The sequence below is a fragment of the Streptomyces sp. JH002 genome, from assembly GCF_050916115.1.
Lineage (GTDB): Bacteria > Actinomycetota > Actinomycetes > Streptomycetales > Streptomycetaceae > Streptomyces > Streptomyces xiamenensis.
Genome location: NZ_CP087989.1, coordinates 4631851 through 4646295, shown reverse-complemented (window position 1 = coordinate 4646295; position 14445 = coordinate 4631851). Strand labels below are relative to the sequence as shown.

Below are 14445 nucleotides of genomic sequence, written 5' to 3'. Positions count from 1 at the left end.
GGGGGAGGTCGGGGCAGCGTGGCGGGGAGTCTGTTCGTGGGGCCGCAGGGGGCGGCCGACCGGTACCGGCTGGTGCGGTCCATCGGGCGGGGCGGCGAGGCGGTGCTGTATCTCGCCGAGATCGAGCTGTCCGGCGGCACCGAGCCCGTGGTCGTCAAGGTGCTGGACATGCGCCGCACCGTCCCCCAGCAGCGGTTCGCGCAGATCAGCGCCAAGTGGAACGAGCAGGCCGAGCTGCTGCGGTTCGCGCACCGCGTGGGGGTGGTCGGGGTCAGGGAGCACTTCGAGGGGCCGCCGCCGCATCCGGCGGGCCGGGCGGAGGAGACCAGCGGGCGGACCCTGTGCCTGGTGATGAACCATGTCGACGGGCTCGATCTGCGGGACTGGCGCGAGGAGTTGACCCCGCACCTGGAGTTTCCGGCCGAGCGCCGCGCCGTCCTGCGCGTCCTGGAGCAGCTCGCCGAGGTGCTCGACTGGCTGCACTCGGGCGCCGCGACCCCCTCGGGCCGGACCGTCATCCACGGGGATCTGTCGCCGGGCAATGTGATGGTGAACGCCGACGGCCAGGCGACGCTGGTGGACTTCGGGCTGAGCAAGCTCGCCACCGAGCATCAGACCACCGAGCCGTGGCTGACCCCGGGGTTCGCGGCGCCCGAGGTGTACGAGGGCAAGCGCTCACCTGCTGCCGACCGGTACGCCTTCGGCGCGCTCGCGTACTTTCTGCTCAGCGCGCAGTCCCCGCCCGGCACCGCCGAGGAGCTGCGGGACGCGTTCGGCGCGCTGCCACGGCTGGGGGCGTTGCCGCAGGAGCGGCTGGACCGGCTTCTCACCCTGTTCGCGCCGCGCCCGGAGCGCCGGCCGCACACGCTGGCCGAGTGGGTACGGGAGGTACGCCTGGTCGCGCTGCGGACCAGCGGCGCGGCGGCCTCCCCCTCCGTACCCACTCCGCCCCCGCTGCCCCCTGCGACCGCCCCGCGCCGCAGGACGGTGCGCGAGCCACTGCTGGCGGCGGCAGCCGTGGCGGCGATCGCGCTGGGCGGGGTGGGCGGCTATCTGCTGGGCGGCGGGGGCGACGGAGCGGGCGCCGGGGCGGGGCCGGCCGCCACGGTCACCGAGACCGTCACCGAGACGGTCGGCGAGGGCGGAGAGGATCTGGGCCTGGGTGAGATCTGGGACGAGGGCGAGGGGGGCGAGGCGCCGCCCATCAGCCCGCTGGTCGAGCTCGAACCGGTGGAGATGCCCTACGGGATCATGCGGGAGCCCGCGCACATCGACGGCAGGGAGTACCAGGACTCCCTCACCTTCAGCAGCTGCGTCCTGGAGGGCCCGGTCTCCTACAACCTGGGCCGCTCGTGGACCTCCCTGGAGTTCACCGCCGGGCTCCACGACGCGTCCGTGGAGGAGTCGGTGCGGTTCACCGTGCGCGCCGACGGCGAGCCGCTGGTGAGCGAGACCCTCACGCTGGGCGACGCCGACTCCTACACCCTCGACGTGACAGACGTCCTGCGCCTGGAGATCGAGGCGCTCCCCGAGTCGTACTGTTCCGACTGGGTCTTCGCCGTCGGCGATCCGGTCCTCAGCCGCTGACCTCGCGCTGTGCCGCCGCCTGCGCCTCCTGGGCCAGCAGCACCTCGTTGGGCAGCGCCCCGCCGAAGCGGCGGTCGCGCGACGCGTACTCCACGCACGCCGCCCACAGCGCGCGCCGGTCGAAGTCGGGCCACAGGATGTCCTGGAACACCATCTCCGCGTAAGCGCTCTGCCAGATGAGGTAGTTGGAGGTGCGCTGTTCGCCCGAGGGCCGCACGAACAGGTCCACGTCCGGCATGTCGGCGTGGTACATGTACCGCGCCACCGTCTTCTCGGTGACCTTCTGCGGGTCGAGCCGGCCCGAGGCCACGTCCTGCGCCAGCCGGGCCGCCGCGTCCGCGATCTCCGCCCGGCCGCCGTAGTTGACGCACATGTACAGCGTCATGGCGTCGTTGTCGCGGGTCCGCTCCTCCGCCGCCTTGAGCTTGGTCACCACCGACTTCCACAGCCGCGGCTCGCGCCCCGCCCACCGGATGCGCACGCCCAGCGCGTGGAGTTCCTCGGTGCGGCGGTCGATCACGTCGCGGTTGAAGGCCATCAGGAAGCGGATCTCCTCGGGGGAGCGCTTCCAGTTCTCGGTGGAGAAGGCGTACAGGGAGAGGTTCTTGACGCCCAGCTCCAGGCAGCCCTTGACGACGTCGAGGACGACGGATTCGCCGATCTTGTGGCCCTCGGTGCGCGGCAGTCCGCGGTCCTTCGCCCACCGGCCGTTGCCGTCCATGACGATCGCCACGTGCCGCGGGATCAGCTCGCCCGGCAGTTTCGGCGGCTGGGCGCCGGAGGGGTGGGGATCGGGCGTCCGGTACTCACGGTGCTGCCGGGACAGAAACCGGCGCTGGACGGCGGCCATAGGGGACTCTCCACGGTTCGAATGCTCTGCCGCTGAGGGTAACCCGTTCAGCCCTTCTCCACGAATCTCAACGAACGCAGCCCACGCTCCAGATGCCAGTGCAGATACGCGGACACCAGCCCGCTGCCCTCCCGCATGTGCCGGCTCTCGGCCGCCTCCGCCGCCGGCCAGTCGCCGGTCAGCAGCGCGCCGAGCAACCGCAGCGCCTCGGGCGAGGGAACGACGCTCCCGGGGACCCGGCAGTCCCCGCATATCACCCCGCCCGCCGCGATCGAGAAGAACCGGTTCGGCCCCGGCAGTCCGCACTTCGCGCAGTCCTCGAAACTGGGCGCGTACCCGCCCATCGCCAGCGACCGCAGCAAGAACGCGTCCAGCACCAGGCCCGGCGCCCGTTCCCCGTTCGCCAGGGTGCGCAGGCCGCCGACCAGCAGCAGGTACTGCTGGACGTTCGGCTCTCCCTCGTGGTCGGTGAAGCGTTCCGCGGTCTCCAGCATGGCCGTGCCGGCGGTGTAGCGGCCGTACTCGCTCACGATGTGCCGGCCGTAGGGGGCGATGGTCTCGGCCTGGGTGCACAGCGGCAGCCCGCGGCCGATCAGCTCGCTGCCGCGCGCGAAGAACTGCACGTCGACGTGCGAGAACGGTTCCAGGCGCGCCCCGAACTTCGACTTCGTCCGCCGTACCCCGCGCGCCACCGCCCGTACCCGCCCGTGACCGCGGGTGAGGAGGGTGATGATCCGGTCCGCCTCTCCCAGCTTCTGGGTACGCAGCACGATGCCGTCGTCGCGGAACAGACTCATGCCGTCATTCTGCCGGACGGGACACCGGGGCGACGCGGAGCGGCGGCCGAGGCGGCTGGGCGCGGATCACCTCGCCCGCCGGGAGGCCATCACGGTCGTCACGGGCATGCGCTCCACTCCTTCATATTACCTTTCCATCCCCTTCTGAGGTAACGTGAGGGAAGTTAAAGGAGTGCGAGGGAAGAGGGAGGCGGGGCGGATGCCGCAGCGGTACTACTCGGTGGATCAGGTCGCCGGTCTGCTCGGGCTGCATGTACGCACCGTGCGCGGCTATGTGAGGGACGGGCGGCTGAGGGCGAGCCGGGTGGGGCGGCAGTACCGGATCACCGGCGAGGATCTCGCGGCGTTCACCGGCGCCCCGGCCCCCACGGAGGCCACCGCGGGCGGCACGGGCGCACGCCGCCAGGCGGAGGTGTCGGGGATCGTGCGCATCGACGCCATCTCCCCGGCGGAGGCCAGCCGGGTCTCCAACACCGTGCTGGCCGCGATCCACAACCGGCGGGGCGCCCCGCTCCGGGTGGAGAGCGTCTACGACGAGGAGCGGGCCGTCCTCAAGGTGATCGTCCTCGGGGATCTGGCCGACACCGCCGAGCTGCTGCGCATCATCCACGCCCTGACCGACGACGAGGACCACGAGAGCGACGAGGACCCGCGATGACGACCGACACCGGCCCGGCGGCCAACAGCGTCCAGCAGTTCTCCGGCACCCAGGTTCTGGTCTGCCCGGCGGACGGCCCGCCCGTGCGGGACGAGCGGGCCGCCACCGATCTGATCGGCGAGGGCTGGTATCTCGGCGCGACCTGGGTCGCGCTCCCGGCCGCCCGCCTGGGCGAGGACTTCTTCCGGCTGAGCACCCGCGTCGCGGGCGACATCGTCCAGAAGTTCGCCACCTACCGCCTCGGCCTGGCGGTCATCGGCGACATCTCCCGCCAGGTGGAGGGGAGTACGCCGCTGCGCGACTTCGTCCGCGAGAGCAACCGGGGCGGCCAGCTGTGGTTCCTGCCCGACCTGGACGCGCTGCGCACCCGGCTCGCCGAGCGGGGACGCGCGGGCGGGTGACACCCCCGCCCCGCGCGGGCCGCCCGGCGGGAGACGGCGGCCGGCACCATCAGGCGGTGAACCCGCCGTCCACGTGCACCGCGGTCCCGGTGAGGTAGCCGCCGTCCGCCCCCGCCAGATGGGCCACGGTGGCGGCGACCTCGGCCGGCTCGGCGAACCGGCCCAGCGCTGTGAAGCCGGCGAAGGTCTCGGCGTTGGGCCCGTCGGCCGGATTCGCCTCCGTGTCGGTGGGCCCCGGATGCACCAGGGTGACCGCGATACCGCGCGGCCCGAGGTCGCGCGCCAGGCCCTTCGTCATGCCGGTCAGCGCCGACTTGCTCAGCGCGTACAGCGCCATGCCGGGGAACGGAGCGCCTCCCCAAGCTCTTCGAGCAGGGGATACCCCAGGGCCACATTGCTGCCGATGCTGATGACGCGCCCACCGGACGGCATGTGCCGTGCCGCCGCCCGCGCGGCGATCAGCGGGGCGCGGACGTTCACCGCCAGCGTGTGGTCGATCTGCTTCTCCTCCAGGGCGTCGAAAGCCCCGAAGGCGAAGACCGCCGCGTTGTTGCCGAGAATGTCCAGCCGCCCGAACGCGGCGGCCACCGCGTCCACGGCCGCCGTGAGCGCCGCCGGGTCCGCGCTGTCGGCCGCCAGGGCGAGGCCCCGCCGCCCGGACCCCGCCCCCTCGATCTCCCGCACCACACCGGCGGCACGGTCGGCGCCGGTCACGTACGTCACGGCGACATCGGCCCCCTCGGCCGCCAGCCGGAGCGCGATCGCCGCGCCGATCCCCCGGCTGCCGCCGGTCACCAGGGCCACTTTTCCCTCAAGTCCGTTCATGGCCTCAGCTTCGCCGCCCGGGCGTTCCGGGGCTGGTGGGGAAGCGACATCGCGTCCGTCCGTCAGTCGATGAACGCGGTGGCCTCCACCTCCACCAGATGCTCGGGGACGTCCAGCGCCGCGACGCCCAGCACCGAGATCGGCGGCACCGGGGTGACCCCCAGCTTCTCGGCCGCCCGCGCCACGCCCTCCAGGAACGGCTCCAGCTTGTCCGGCGTCAGGTCCACGACGTAGACGGTCAGCTTCGCCACGTCATCGAAGGTCGCCCCCGCCGCGGCCAGCGCCGTGCCGACATTGAGGTAGCACCGCTCGACCTGGGCCACGAAATCGCCCTCCCCCACCGGGGCACCCGTCTCGTCCCAGGAGACCTGCCCGGAGACGAAGACCATCTTCGAGCCGGTGGCGACCGACACCTGCCGGTAGCCATCGATCTTCGGCAGACCGTCGGGGTTCAGCAGCGTCACAGCCATGTTCTTTCCTCTTCTCCACATTCCTGCAACCGCTCTCTTGCGGTTACTCAGGAACCATAGGAGAGTGAACGCTGAACTGGAAGAACGCACTTTTTGGTGACGGAGGAACCTCATGGTGACCCAGCAGCTCAGCGGCCTGCCCGACGAAGCGAATCTGCGCCGCGCCGACTCCCTCGCCCGCGAGATCTTCTCGGACGTCGCCAACAAATGGGCCCTGCTCATCATCGAGTCCCTGGGCGAGCGCACCCTGCGCTTCAGCGAACTGCGCGCGGAGGTCGAGGGGATCAGCCACAAGATGCTCACCCAGAACCTGCGCATGCTGGAACGCAACGGCCTGGTCGAGCGCGAGGTACACCCCACGGTGCCCCCGCGCGTCGACTACACGCTCACCCCGCCGGGCCGGGCCCTGCGCGAGACCGTCGATGTGATGTGCGACTGGACCGCCCGCCACCTCGCTCACATCGAGGAGTCCCGGGTCCGCTTCGCCGAGCGGACGGCCCCGTAACGCCCCGGGGCCTCAGCCCATGGTCTTCTGGCCGTCCAGCGTCTCCCTGATGATGTCCGCGTGCCCCGCGTGCTGCGCCGTCTCCGCGATGATGTGCAGCAGCGTCCGGCGCGCCGACCAGCGCGCGCCCTCCTCGAACCAGGGCGCCCTCGGCAGCGGGTGCGAGACGCCCAGGTCAGGGAGCGTGGCCACGATCCCGTCGGTACGGGCGGCCACCGCCGCGTACTCCTCCAGCAGCCCTTCCAGCGTCTCCCCCGGCCGCACCACGGACCGGGCGGCCCACTGCTCCTGCTCCTCCGGCGTCATCGCGGTGAAGTCACCCATCGCCGAGGGGCCGTCCAGGATGAAGTCCGTCCAGCCCCGCTCCCCGGCCGTCACATGCTTGATCAGCCCGCCCAGACACAACTCGCTGACCGTCGTGCGCAGCCGGATCTGCTCCTCGTTCAGGCCGCGCACGGTGAACCGGAGGAAACCCCGGTGCAGCCGCAGCGACTCCAGCAGGTCCGCGCGCTCCTCACTGACAACGCCCGTGGACGCGGTGGTGGCCATGGTCATGGTGGTGCTCCTTCGATGTGCTGTCCGCTCCTGCCTGACACCCACCACGCTAGGAACCACAGCGGTCACTTCCTGACCTGAAGCGGCCGGAGAATGGCCGCATGGCCAACACCAGCTCCCGGACCCTGCGCCTGCTCTCCCTCCTCCAGACCCACCGCCACTGGCCCGGCACCGAACTGGCCGGGCGGCTCGGGGTCTCCGTGCGCACCCTGCGCCGCGACATCGACCGGCTGCGCGAGCTCGGCTACCCGGTCCGGGCCCAGCGCGGCACCGAGGGCGGCTATCAGCTGGCCGCCGGCGCCGCGCTGCCGCCGCTGGTGGTGGACGACGAGGAGGCCGTGGCCCTGGTGGTGGGTCTCCAGGCCGCCGCGCAGGGCCCGGTGGAGGGCGTCGCGGAGTCCTCGCTGCGGGTGCTGGCCAAGGTCGTCCAGGTGATGCCGACCCGGCTGCGGCACCGGGTGGACGCCCTGCACCGGGTGACCGTCCCGGGCCCCGGCTGGGGCGACTCGGCCGTCCAGCTGACGGTGGACCCGGATCTGCTCACCGGCGTCGCCATGGCCTGCCGCGACAGCGAACGGCTGCGCTTCGCCTACACCTCGGCGGCCGGCGAGCGCACCGAACGGCATCTGGAGCCGCACCGTCTGGTGATGCTCGGCCGCCGCTGGTACCTCGTCGGCTACGACCTCACCCGGCACGACTGGCGCAGCTTCCGCCTGGACCGCGTCGCGGGCGCGGCCGAGCGCACCGGCGACCGGTTCCGCCCCCGCGAGCTGCCCGCCGCCGACGCCGCCGCCTTCGTCCGCGCGGGCATCGACACCTGGCCCGCCCCGCACCGGGTGGAGGCCCTGGTGGCGGCCCCGGCCGCCGGCGTCCGCGCCCGGGTCGGGCAGTGGGCCACGGTGGAGGAGACGGCGGACGCCGGACGCTGCCGGGTGGTGATGACGACCGATTCCCTGGAGTGGCCGCTGGTGGCCCTGGGCATGACCGGCGCGGAGTTCGAGGTCGTGGAGCCGCCCGCGCTGCGCGAGCGACTGCACGACTGGGGCACCCGCTTCACCCGCGCCGCCGCGGGGTGAGGGCGTTCAGGAAGCGGGCGGGGCGGTCCGAACGGTGACGAGTACCCCGCGCTCCCGGCCGCCGTCCGGCTGCTCCCAGGACGCCTCGACCTCACCGGCGTCACCGGCCGGTGCGGCCGAGCCGGGACCGGCCCCCGGGCTCAGCACCCGGCGCACCCGCAGCACGCTGCCGTCCCCGGCCGTCAGCTCCGTACGGTCCCGGTGGTCGGTGACCCCGGCGGAGCCGAAGTCGGCGGCCAGCGGGCCGGTGCCGCGGTACGCGCGGAGGACGTCGTCGTCGGCGGTGTCGCTGACGCTCTGTGCCTGGGCCAGGACCCGGCCCTCGATCAGGGCGGGCAACTGCGCCGCGAACACCGGGTCGTGGCAGGCGTCGTACACCCACCGGCGCCCCAGCACCCCGTGCTCCAGGGTGCCCACCAGGGCGTGCTCCGCGCCCTCCAGCGGCGCCCCGCGGTAGGTCAGCGGCGCCAGGTAGACGACCGGCTCGGCCCCGGAGGCGTCGCGCACGATGACGAACTCGACGCCGACCTCGCCCGCCGGATCGTCCAGCCGGAACCCGCCGGCCCTGATCAGCCGCGGCGCCCCGTCGCCGCCCCGGTACCACGGCCGGGACGGCAGCCAGACGGCGAGCAGTTCGGTCTTGGTCGGGGTGAGGGTGGTGTGGTGAATGACAGCCATGCCGGACACCCTCTCATCCGCGCCCCGTTGAGGAGCGGGAGCGGACGGAAGCGCGGGAGGGGGTGAGGGGCGAACGTCGCACCACCCGGTGCCGCGCGGCCCCCGGCACCCGCGGTACGCGCCGGGGCCGCCCGGGCTACGCCGCCGCCAGCAGCCGTTCCCGGTCCGCCGCGGCCAGGCGCAGGGAGCTGCCGACCAGGGTCAGAACGATGCGTTCGGCTTCGGTGTACGGTCCGTCCGCCAGGGCGATCCGGGCGCCGTGCAACAGCAGGCTCTCCCGGCCCTGGGGCGCGAGATGCGGGGCCAGCGGCTCCAGGGCGTCCCGCACCTCGGTCTCCGTGGGCAGCCCGGCCAACCCGTCCGCCGAGATCTCCGGGAAGCCCGCCTCGCGCAGCGAGTCGACCGCCGCCGCCCGGGTCACGGGGTCCGCGGGGGCCAGCAGCGCCAGGGCCACCACCAGGTAGGCGTTCCGCAGCAGCGCGGACAGGCCCGTGGTGGTCGGGTCGTCCAGGGCGGTCAGCGGATAGTGGCCCGCGCAGGAGACGCAGGAGACCACCGGGGCGGCCTTCCCCAGCCGCAGCAGCGGCACTCCCAGCAGTGTCATCCGCCGCCGTCCGGCCAGCCGCTGATAGCAGCGGTCACCACCGCACCCGGGGCAGAAGAAGTCCCCGTCGTCGATGACCCGCCACGCCGTTCGGATACCTGTCCCTGCCACCCTCGGCACGCCGACCTCCGTAACACACCCGCAACACTGCGAGTGTGAGACGTGATGTTAACCACACTCCCCCGTCGGGGTCAGTAGTCAGACCGGCCAAATGCGCGGCCGAAACGAATCCGCGCCCCGGCCGGGGCGCGGACCTGCACGTTCCGGGGACTCGGGCCTGTCTGACAAATAGCGCCGGTCAGGCCCGCGGCGTCTGGTGCTGGGGGCACCTCCCGGCCGAAGGCTGGGGGAGCGTCGCGGGCCAGGCGGGATGTGTCAGACAGGCCCTAGCGAGCGGACCGGTTGACGGCGGAGACGACCGCCTTCAGCGACGCCCGCACGATGTTCGCGTCGATGCCGATGCCCCACAGCACCCGGCTGCCGATCGCGCATTCGATGTACGCCGCCGCCTGGGACCCGGCGCCCTCGCTCATCGTGTGCTCCACGTAGTCCAGCAGGCGCACCTCTTCACCGATCACGCCCGCCCCCGCCAGCGCGTCGAAGAACGCCGCCAGCGGGCCGTTGCCCTGCCCCGTCAGCACGGTGTCGGCGCCGTCCACGACGGCCTCCACCGTGAGCGCGTCCACGCCGCTCCCGCTGGTCGTCGAGGTCTGGGCGTCGCGCAGCGCGATCCGCCCCCAGCCGCCGGCCCCGTCCTCCGCCGGCAGGTACTCGTCGGCGAACACCCGCCAGATCTCGGCCGGGGTGATCTCGCCGCCCTCGGCGTCCGTCTTCTCCTGGATGATCCGCGAGAACTCCACCTGCATCCGGCGCGGCAGGTCCAGCTTGTGGTCCGTCTTCAGGACGTACGCGATGCCGCCCTTGCCGGACTGCGAATTGACCCGGATGACCGCCTCGTAGGTGCGCCCCACGTCCTTGGGGTCGATCGGCAGGTAGGGCACGTCCCAGGTCAGCTCGTCCACGCCGACGCCGCGCCGGGCCGCCTCGGCGTCCATCGCCTCGAAGCCCTTCTTGATGGCGTCCTGGTGCGAGCCGGAGAAGGAGGTGTACACCAGGTCACCGGCGTACGGGTGGCGCGGGGGGGACCTCCATCTGGTTGCAGTACTCGTAGGTGCGGCGGATGTCGTCGATCTGCGAGAAGTCGATCTGCGGGTCCACGCCCTGCGAGAACAGGTTCATGCCCAGCGTCACCAGGTCCACGTTGCCGGTGCGCTCGCCCTGCCCGAACAGACACCCCTCCACCCGGTCGGCCCCCGCCAGCACCGCCAGTTCGGCGGCGGCCACCGCCGTGCCCCGGTCGTTGTGCGGGTGCGCCGACAGGCACACGTGCTCGCGGTGCGACAGGTGCCGCGACATCCACTCGAAGCGGTCCGCGTAGGTGGCGGGTACGGAGCGCTCGACGGTCGCGGGCAGGTTCAGGATGATCTCGCGGCCGTCCTCCGGCTGCCAGACCTCCATCACCGACTCGCACACCTCCAGCGCGAAGTCCAGCTCGGTGTCGGTGAAGATCTCGGGGCTGTACTGGTAGCCGAAGACCGTACGGTCGTCCAGCAGCTTCTCGGCGTACTCCATCACCAGGCGGGTGCCGTCCACCGCGATCCGCCGCACGTCGTCCTTGCCGCCCCGGAAGACGACCCGCCGGAACGTCGGCGCGGTGGCGTTGTACAGGTGGACGGTGGCGCGCGGGGCGCCCACCAGGGACTCGACGGTGCGCGCGATCAGCTCCTCGCGGGCCTGGGTCAGGACGGAGATCGTCACGTCCTCGGGGATCGCGCCCTCTTCGATGATCGAGCGCACGAAGTCGAAGTCGGTCTGCCCGGAGGCCGGGAAGCCGATCTCGATCTCCTTGTAGCCCATCCGCACCAGCAGGTCGAACATCGCGCGCTTGCGGGCCGGCGACATCGGGTCGATCAGCGCCTGGTTGCCATCCCGCAGGTCGGTGGAGAGCCAGCGCGGTGCGGCGGTGATCCGCTTGCCGGGCCAGCTGCGGTCGGGCAGCTCCACCGCCTCGTACGGGGTGTAGCGGTGCACCGGCATGCCGGAGGCGCGCTGAGGGGCGGTGGCGGCGGTGATGGGCGTCGGCTTGGGCACGGGGGCTCCTGGATGGTCTCAGCGGGAAAACGGCCGACGGCAGCGCCGAACTCCGCGGGGAGGGGGTCGGCCCGTACGACTACAGACCCTCGCCGCGGCGGCTAAGGAGAAGCAGGTTCCCGTGACGCATCGCCCGCCAAGCCTAACCCGGCGCCGTACGGAGCGGACCGACCCGTATCACTATGCGAGACCGGGTAAAACCGGTGGCGGTGGCGGAGCGCCGGTGATCAGCTGGCCCGATGGACGACACGGCGGTGCTGGCCCGCTTCGACGCGCAGCTGAGAGAACACCTGTCCCCGGCCGAACGCAGCGGGCCCGTGGTCCGCGTGACCCGGGAGCTGGGCGGCTGGGACGGGGTGGTGTGGTCGGACCTCACCGAGGAGACGGCGGACGCCGCGATCGCCGCGCAGGTCGCGCACTTCACGGGGCTGGGCCGCGGCTTCGAATGGAAGACGTACGCCCACGACGGCCCGGCCGACCTGGGCGACCGGCTGCGCCGGGCCGGGTTCAGGGCGGGGACGCCGGAGACCCTGATGGTCGCCGAGACCGCCACCCTGTCCACGGAGGCCGCGCTGCCGCCGGGCATCACCCTGCACCACGTCACGGACGATGCGGGGGTGCGGCTGATGATGCGGGCGCACGCGGCGGCGTTCGGAACGGACCCGGCCGCGCTGGGCGCGATGGTGCGTGCCCAGCTGGCCGCCTCGCCCGAGCTGGTGGACGTGCTGGTGGCCCTGGCGGGCGAGGACGGCGAGCCGGTGTGCGCGGCCCGGATGGAGCGCTACCCGGGGACGGACTTCGCCGGCCTGTGGGGCGGCGGCACCGCGCCCGGCTGGCGGGGACGGGGCATCTACCGGGCGCTGGTCGCCGCGCGGGCCCGGATCGCCGCCGCGCACGGCGTCCGCTACCTCCAGGTGGACGCCTCCGAGGACAGCCGCCCGATCCTGCGGCGGCTGGGCTTCACGGCGATCGGCACCACCACCCCGTACCGCTACGGCGACGGTGACGGGCTGACGGGTGACGGCGACGGCTAGAAGGAGCTAGAAGCCCAGCCGGCGCAGCTGCTTGGGGTCGCGCTGCCAGTCCTTGGCCACCTTCACATGCAGGTCCAGGAAGACCGGCGTGCCCAGCAGCGCCTCGATCTGCTTGCGCGCCTTGGTGCCCACGTCCTTGAGCCGGCTGCCCTTGGGGCCGATGACGATGCCCTTCTGGCTGGTCCGCTCGATGAACAGGTTGGCGTGGATGTCCAGCAGCGGCCGGTCCGCGGGGCGGTCCTCGCGCTGCTGCATCTCCTCCACGACGACGGCGATGGAGTGCGGCAGCTCGTCCCGCACCCCTTCGAGCGCGGCCTCACGGATCAGCTCGGCGATCATGGTCTGCTCGGGCTCGTCGGTGAGATCGCCCTGCGGGTACAGCGGCGGGCCCTCCGGCAGCAGCGGGACGAGCAGGTCCGCGAGCAGCCCGACCTGCTGGTCACCGACGGCGGAGACCGGCACGATCTCGGCCCACTCCAGGCCGAGTTCGGCGCCCAGCCGCTGCACGTCCAGGAGTCGCTCGGCCAGGATCTTCGGCTCCACCAGGTCGGTCTTGGTGACGACCGCGATCTTGGGGGTGCGCTTGATCTCCGCCAGTTCCTTGGCGATGTAGCGGTCGCCGGGGCCGATCTTCTGGTCGGCGGGCAGGCAGAAACCGATGACATCGACCTCGGCCCAGGTGGTGCGGACCACGTCGTTCAGCCGCTGGCCCAGCAGGGTGCGCGGCTTGTGCAGCCCGGGGGTGTCCACCAGGACCAGCTGGGCCTCCTCGCGGTGCACGATGCCGCGCACCGAGTGCCGGGTGGTCTGCGGGCGGCTGGAGGTGATGGCGATCTTCGTGCCGACCAGCGCGTTGGTCAGGGTCGACTTGCCGGCGTTGGGGCGGCCGACGAAGCAGGCGAAGCCCGAACGGTAGCCCTCCGGCACGGAGCCGAACATCGCGGACATCGGGGAAAGGGAGTCACTCATGAGGCCGCGATCGTCGCACGAAGGTCGCCCTCGGGGCCAGCCAGCAGGACGGGGGTGCCGGGACCGCCCAGGTCCCGCACCGCCGCCAGGTCCTCGGCGGGCACCTCGGCGGTGTCCGCGTCCGCGACGAGTGCCGCCGCCTCCAGCGAGGTCGCGCCGCTGGCCACGGCCATCGCCACCGCCGTGCGCAGGGCGCTCAGGCGCAGCGAGGGCAGCTCGACGGTGGCCGCCACGTACGTACGGCCCGTCTCGTCCCGTACCGCCGCACCCTGCGGCACCCCGTTGCGGGCGCGGGCGCTGCGCGCCAGGGTGATGATCTTGCGGTCCTCGGCGTCACTCATACCCAGGAGCTTACGGGCTGGGCGTGGCCTACAGTTCCGTGGTCCCCGGCTGGTCCGGCTGGGGGCGGGGGGTGTGGCCGTCGGTGACCTGCCGCAGCTTCTCCACGGCGCGTTCGGCGAGGTCACCGAGCCCGCCCGCGGCGGCGTCGTCCCGGCCGGCCTGGGCGATCCGTACGGTGTGGGCGCCGATCCGGGCGATCACCACCTCGGCGACGATCCCGGCCTCCTCCGCGTCCCCGGCCTCCCGTTCGAAGCGCAGCGCCGCGGCCTCCTCGCCCAGTCCCGCGCCGTCGGTGCCGCTCGCGCTCTCCCCTGCGGTGTAGGAGACGGTGGCGCTGTTCTGCTCGGGGCCCTCCTCGGCGTGGAAGGTGGCGCACTCTCCCGCGGCCCGCGCGAACCCCTCCATGGCGGCCCGCGCCCCGGCCTCGTCGCCGTGCGCGGCGGCGACGGTGACCACGAAGGGCCCGGTGTGGGTACGGGCGAACCCGGCCCGTACGACGGCGGGCTGACCCGCGGCGGGTTCGAACAGTTCCCGGCAGCCGTCCTCGGTGGGACGCGGGACGCCGATGCCGCGCCGTTCGGCCTGTTCGTCGCTGTCGCCGGCCCAGCCCATCGGGAAGTCGGTGTGGTCGAGCAGGGCGGCGCGCAGCCCTTCCTCGTCGAGCACCTGGGGTCCGGCCACGACGGTGGTGGCCGAGGTGGCCGGGCCCGTGGCGGAACCGGCGGGGGTGCCCGGCGGCAGTGCCGACCCGGCGAGCAGGCCCAGGGCGGCGATCGAGGCGAGGGAGGCGACGGCGGCGGTGCGCTGCGAAAGCTCCATGCCTCCCATGGCGCCACCCGAACGGCCCCCCGGCCACCGTCGCAGGCCCGTTCGGGTGAGAGGGGCCGCCGTGCGGGCACGCCGTGGGCATGCGCCGGCTGCCGGCGACACCGGCCGCCGGTCG

At 73.0% G+C, this 14445-nt stretch carries 15 protein-coding genes and 2 pseudogenes; 6 read left to right on the top strand and 11 right to left on the bottom strand.

Features of this window, described 5'->3' with window-relative positions; translation table 11 throughout:
- Positions 1 to 18: 18 nt before the first annotated feature.
- Positions 19 to 1587 (top strand): serine/threonine protein kinase, encoded by a 1569-nt coding sequence (locus H7827_RS21240; protein ID WP_432746951.1) that lies wholly within the window; start codon positions 19 to 21, stop codon positions 1585 to 1587.
- Here the strand turns inward: H7827_RS21240 and H7827_RS21235 are convergent.
- Positions 1577 to 2437: an isoprenyl transferase gene (locus H7827_RS21235; RefSeq protein ID WP_200367216.1), complete on the bottom strand. Its 861-nt coding sequence runs from the start codon at positions 2435 to 2437 to the stop codon at positions 1577 to 1579. The genes H7827_RS21240 and H7827_RS21235 overlap by 11 nt on opposite strands.
- Positions 2438 to 2484: 47 nt before the next feature.
- On the bottom strand, positions 2485 to 3234 hold the full coding sequence (gene recO, locus H7827_RS21230; RefSeq protein ID WP_386538329.1) for a DNA repair protein RecO: 750 nt from the start codon (positions 3232 to 3234) through the stop codon (positions 2485 to 2487).
- Positions 3235 to 3406: 172 nt separating this feature from the next.
- Here recO and H7827_RS21225 point away from each other — a divergent pair, with 172 nt between their 5' ends.
- Positions 3407 to 3892 carry a helix-turn-helix domain-containing protein gene (locus tag H7827_RS21225; protein ID WP_432746950.1) on the top strand — a complete coding sequence of 162 codons (486 nt, stop codon included), beginning with the start codon at positions 3407 to 3409 and terminating at the stop codon, positions 3890 to 3892.
- Positions 3889 to 4293: a DUF4180 domain-containing protein gene (locus H7827_RS21220; RefSeq protein ID WP_432746949.1), complete on the top strand. Its 405-nt coding sequence runs from the start codon at positions 3889 to 3891 to the stop codon at positions 4291 to 4293. Before H7827_RS21225 ends, H7827_RS21220 begins: the two co-directional genes overlap by 4 nt.
- 49 nt (positions 4294 to 4342) lie before the next feature.
- Here the strand turns inward: H7827_RS21220 and H7827_RS21215 are convergent.
- Together H7827_RS21215 and H7827_RS21210 are read right to left on the bottom strand one after the other, a co-directional pair.
- Positions 4343 to 5118 (bottom strand): annotated as a pseudogene (locus H7827_RS21215) (SDR family NAD(P)-dependent oxidoreductase).
- Positions 5119 to 5180: 62 nt separating this feature from the next.
- Positions 5181 to 5588 carry a RidA family protein gene (locus tag H7827_RS21210; protein WP_200367213.1) on the bottom strand — a complete coding sequence of 136 codons (408 nt, stop codon included), beginning with the start codon at positions 5586 to 5588 and terminating at the stop codon, positions 5181 to 5183.
- A gap of 112 nt (positions 5589 to 5700) precedes the next feature.
- On the opposite strand from H7827_RS21210, the gene H7827_RS21205 reads away from it, so the two are divergent.
- Positions 5701 to 6093 (top strand): winged helix-turn-helix transcriptional regulator, encoded by a 393-nt coding sequence (locus tag H7827_RS21205; RefSeq protein WP_200367211.1) that lies wholly within the window; start codon positions 5701 to 5703, stop codon positions 6091 to 6093.
- 12 nt (positions 6094 to 6105) lie between these two features.
- Here the strand turns inward: H7827_RS21205 and H7827_RS21200 are convergent, their stop codons facing one another.
- Positions 6106 to 6648 (bottom strand): DinB family protein, encoded by a 543-nt coding sequence (locus H7827_RS21200; protein WP_432746948.1) that lies wholly within the window; start codon positions 6646 to 6648, stop codon positions 6106 to 6108.
- A gap of 101 nt (positions 6649 to 6749) precedes the next feature.
- On the opposite strand from H7827_RS21200, the gene H7827_RS21195 reads away from it, so the two are divergent.
- A complete protein-coding gene (locus H7827_RS21195) occupies positions 6750 to 7724 on the top strand; it encodes a helix-turn-helix transcriptional regulator (RefSeq protein WP_432746947.1) in 975 nt (324 codons plus the stop codon).
- A 6-nt stretch (positions 7725 to 7730) separates the two neighbouring features.
- Here the strand turns inward: H7827_RS21195 and H7827_RS21190 are convergent, their stop codons facing one another.
- The 3 genes and pseudogenes from H7827_RS21190 to leuA form a co-directional block, all read right to left on the bottom strand.
- Positions 7731 to 8402: a maltokinase N-terminal cap-like domain-containing protein gene (locus tag H7827_RS21190; protein WP_432746946.1), complete on the bottom strand. Its 672-nt coding sequence runs from the start codon at positions 8400 to 8402 to the stop codon at positions 7731 to 7733.
- Between the two features lie 136 nt (positions 8403 to 8538).
- Positions 8539 to 9126, bottom strand: coding sequence for a TerB family tellurite resistance protein (locus H7827_RS21185; protein ID WP_432746945.1), 588 nt, complete (start codon positions 9124 to 9126; stop codon positions 8539 to 8541).
- Between the two features lie 266 nt (positions 9127 to 9392).
- Positions 9393 to 11103: pseudogene (gene leuA, locus H7827_RS21180) on the bottom strand (2-isopropylmalate synthase).
- A 293-nt stretch (positions 11104 to 11396) separates the two neighbouring features.
- On the opposite strand from leuA, the gene H7827_RS21175 reads away from it, so the two are divergent.
- Positions 11397 to 12191, top strand: a complete 795-nt coding sequence (locus H7827_RS21175; protein WP_432746944.1) for a GNAT family N-acetyltransferase — start codon at positions 11397 to 11399, stop codon at positions 12189 to 12191.
- A 6-nt stretch (positions 12192 to 12197) separates the two neighbouring features.
- Here the strand turns inward: H7827_RS21175 and era are convergent, their stop codons facing one another.
- From era to H7827_RS21160, 3 genes are read right to left on the bottom strand one after another with little or no spacing between them, the layout of a single operon-like run.
- On the bottom strand, positions 12198 to 13160 hold the full coding sequence (era, locus tag H7827_RS21170; protein ID WP_386538345.1) for a GTPase Era: 963 nt from the start codon (positions 13158 to 13160) through the stop codon (positions 12198 to 12200).
- A complete protein-coding gene (locus tag H7827_RS21165; RefSeq protein ID WP_030725836.1) occupies positions 13157 to 13501 on the bottom strand; it encodes a cytidine deaminase in 345 nt (114 codons plus the stop codon). The genes era and H7827_RS21165 overlap by 4 nt, the downstream gene beginning before the upstream one ends.
- Before the next feature lie 28 nt (positions 13502 to 13529).
- A complete protein-coding gene (locus H7827_RS21160) occupies positions 13530 to 14321 on the bottom strand; it encodes a hypothetical protein (RefSeq protein ID WP_432746943.1) in 792 nt (263 codons plus the stop codon).
- Positions 14322 to 14445: the final 124 nt, after the last annotated feature.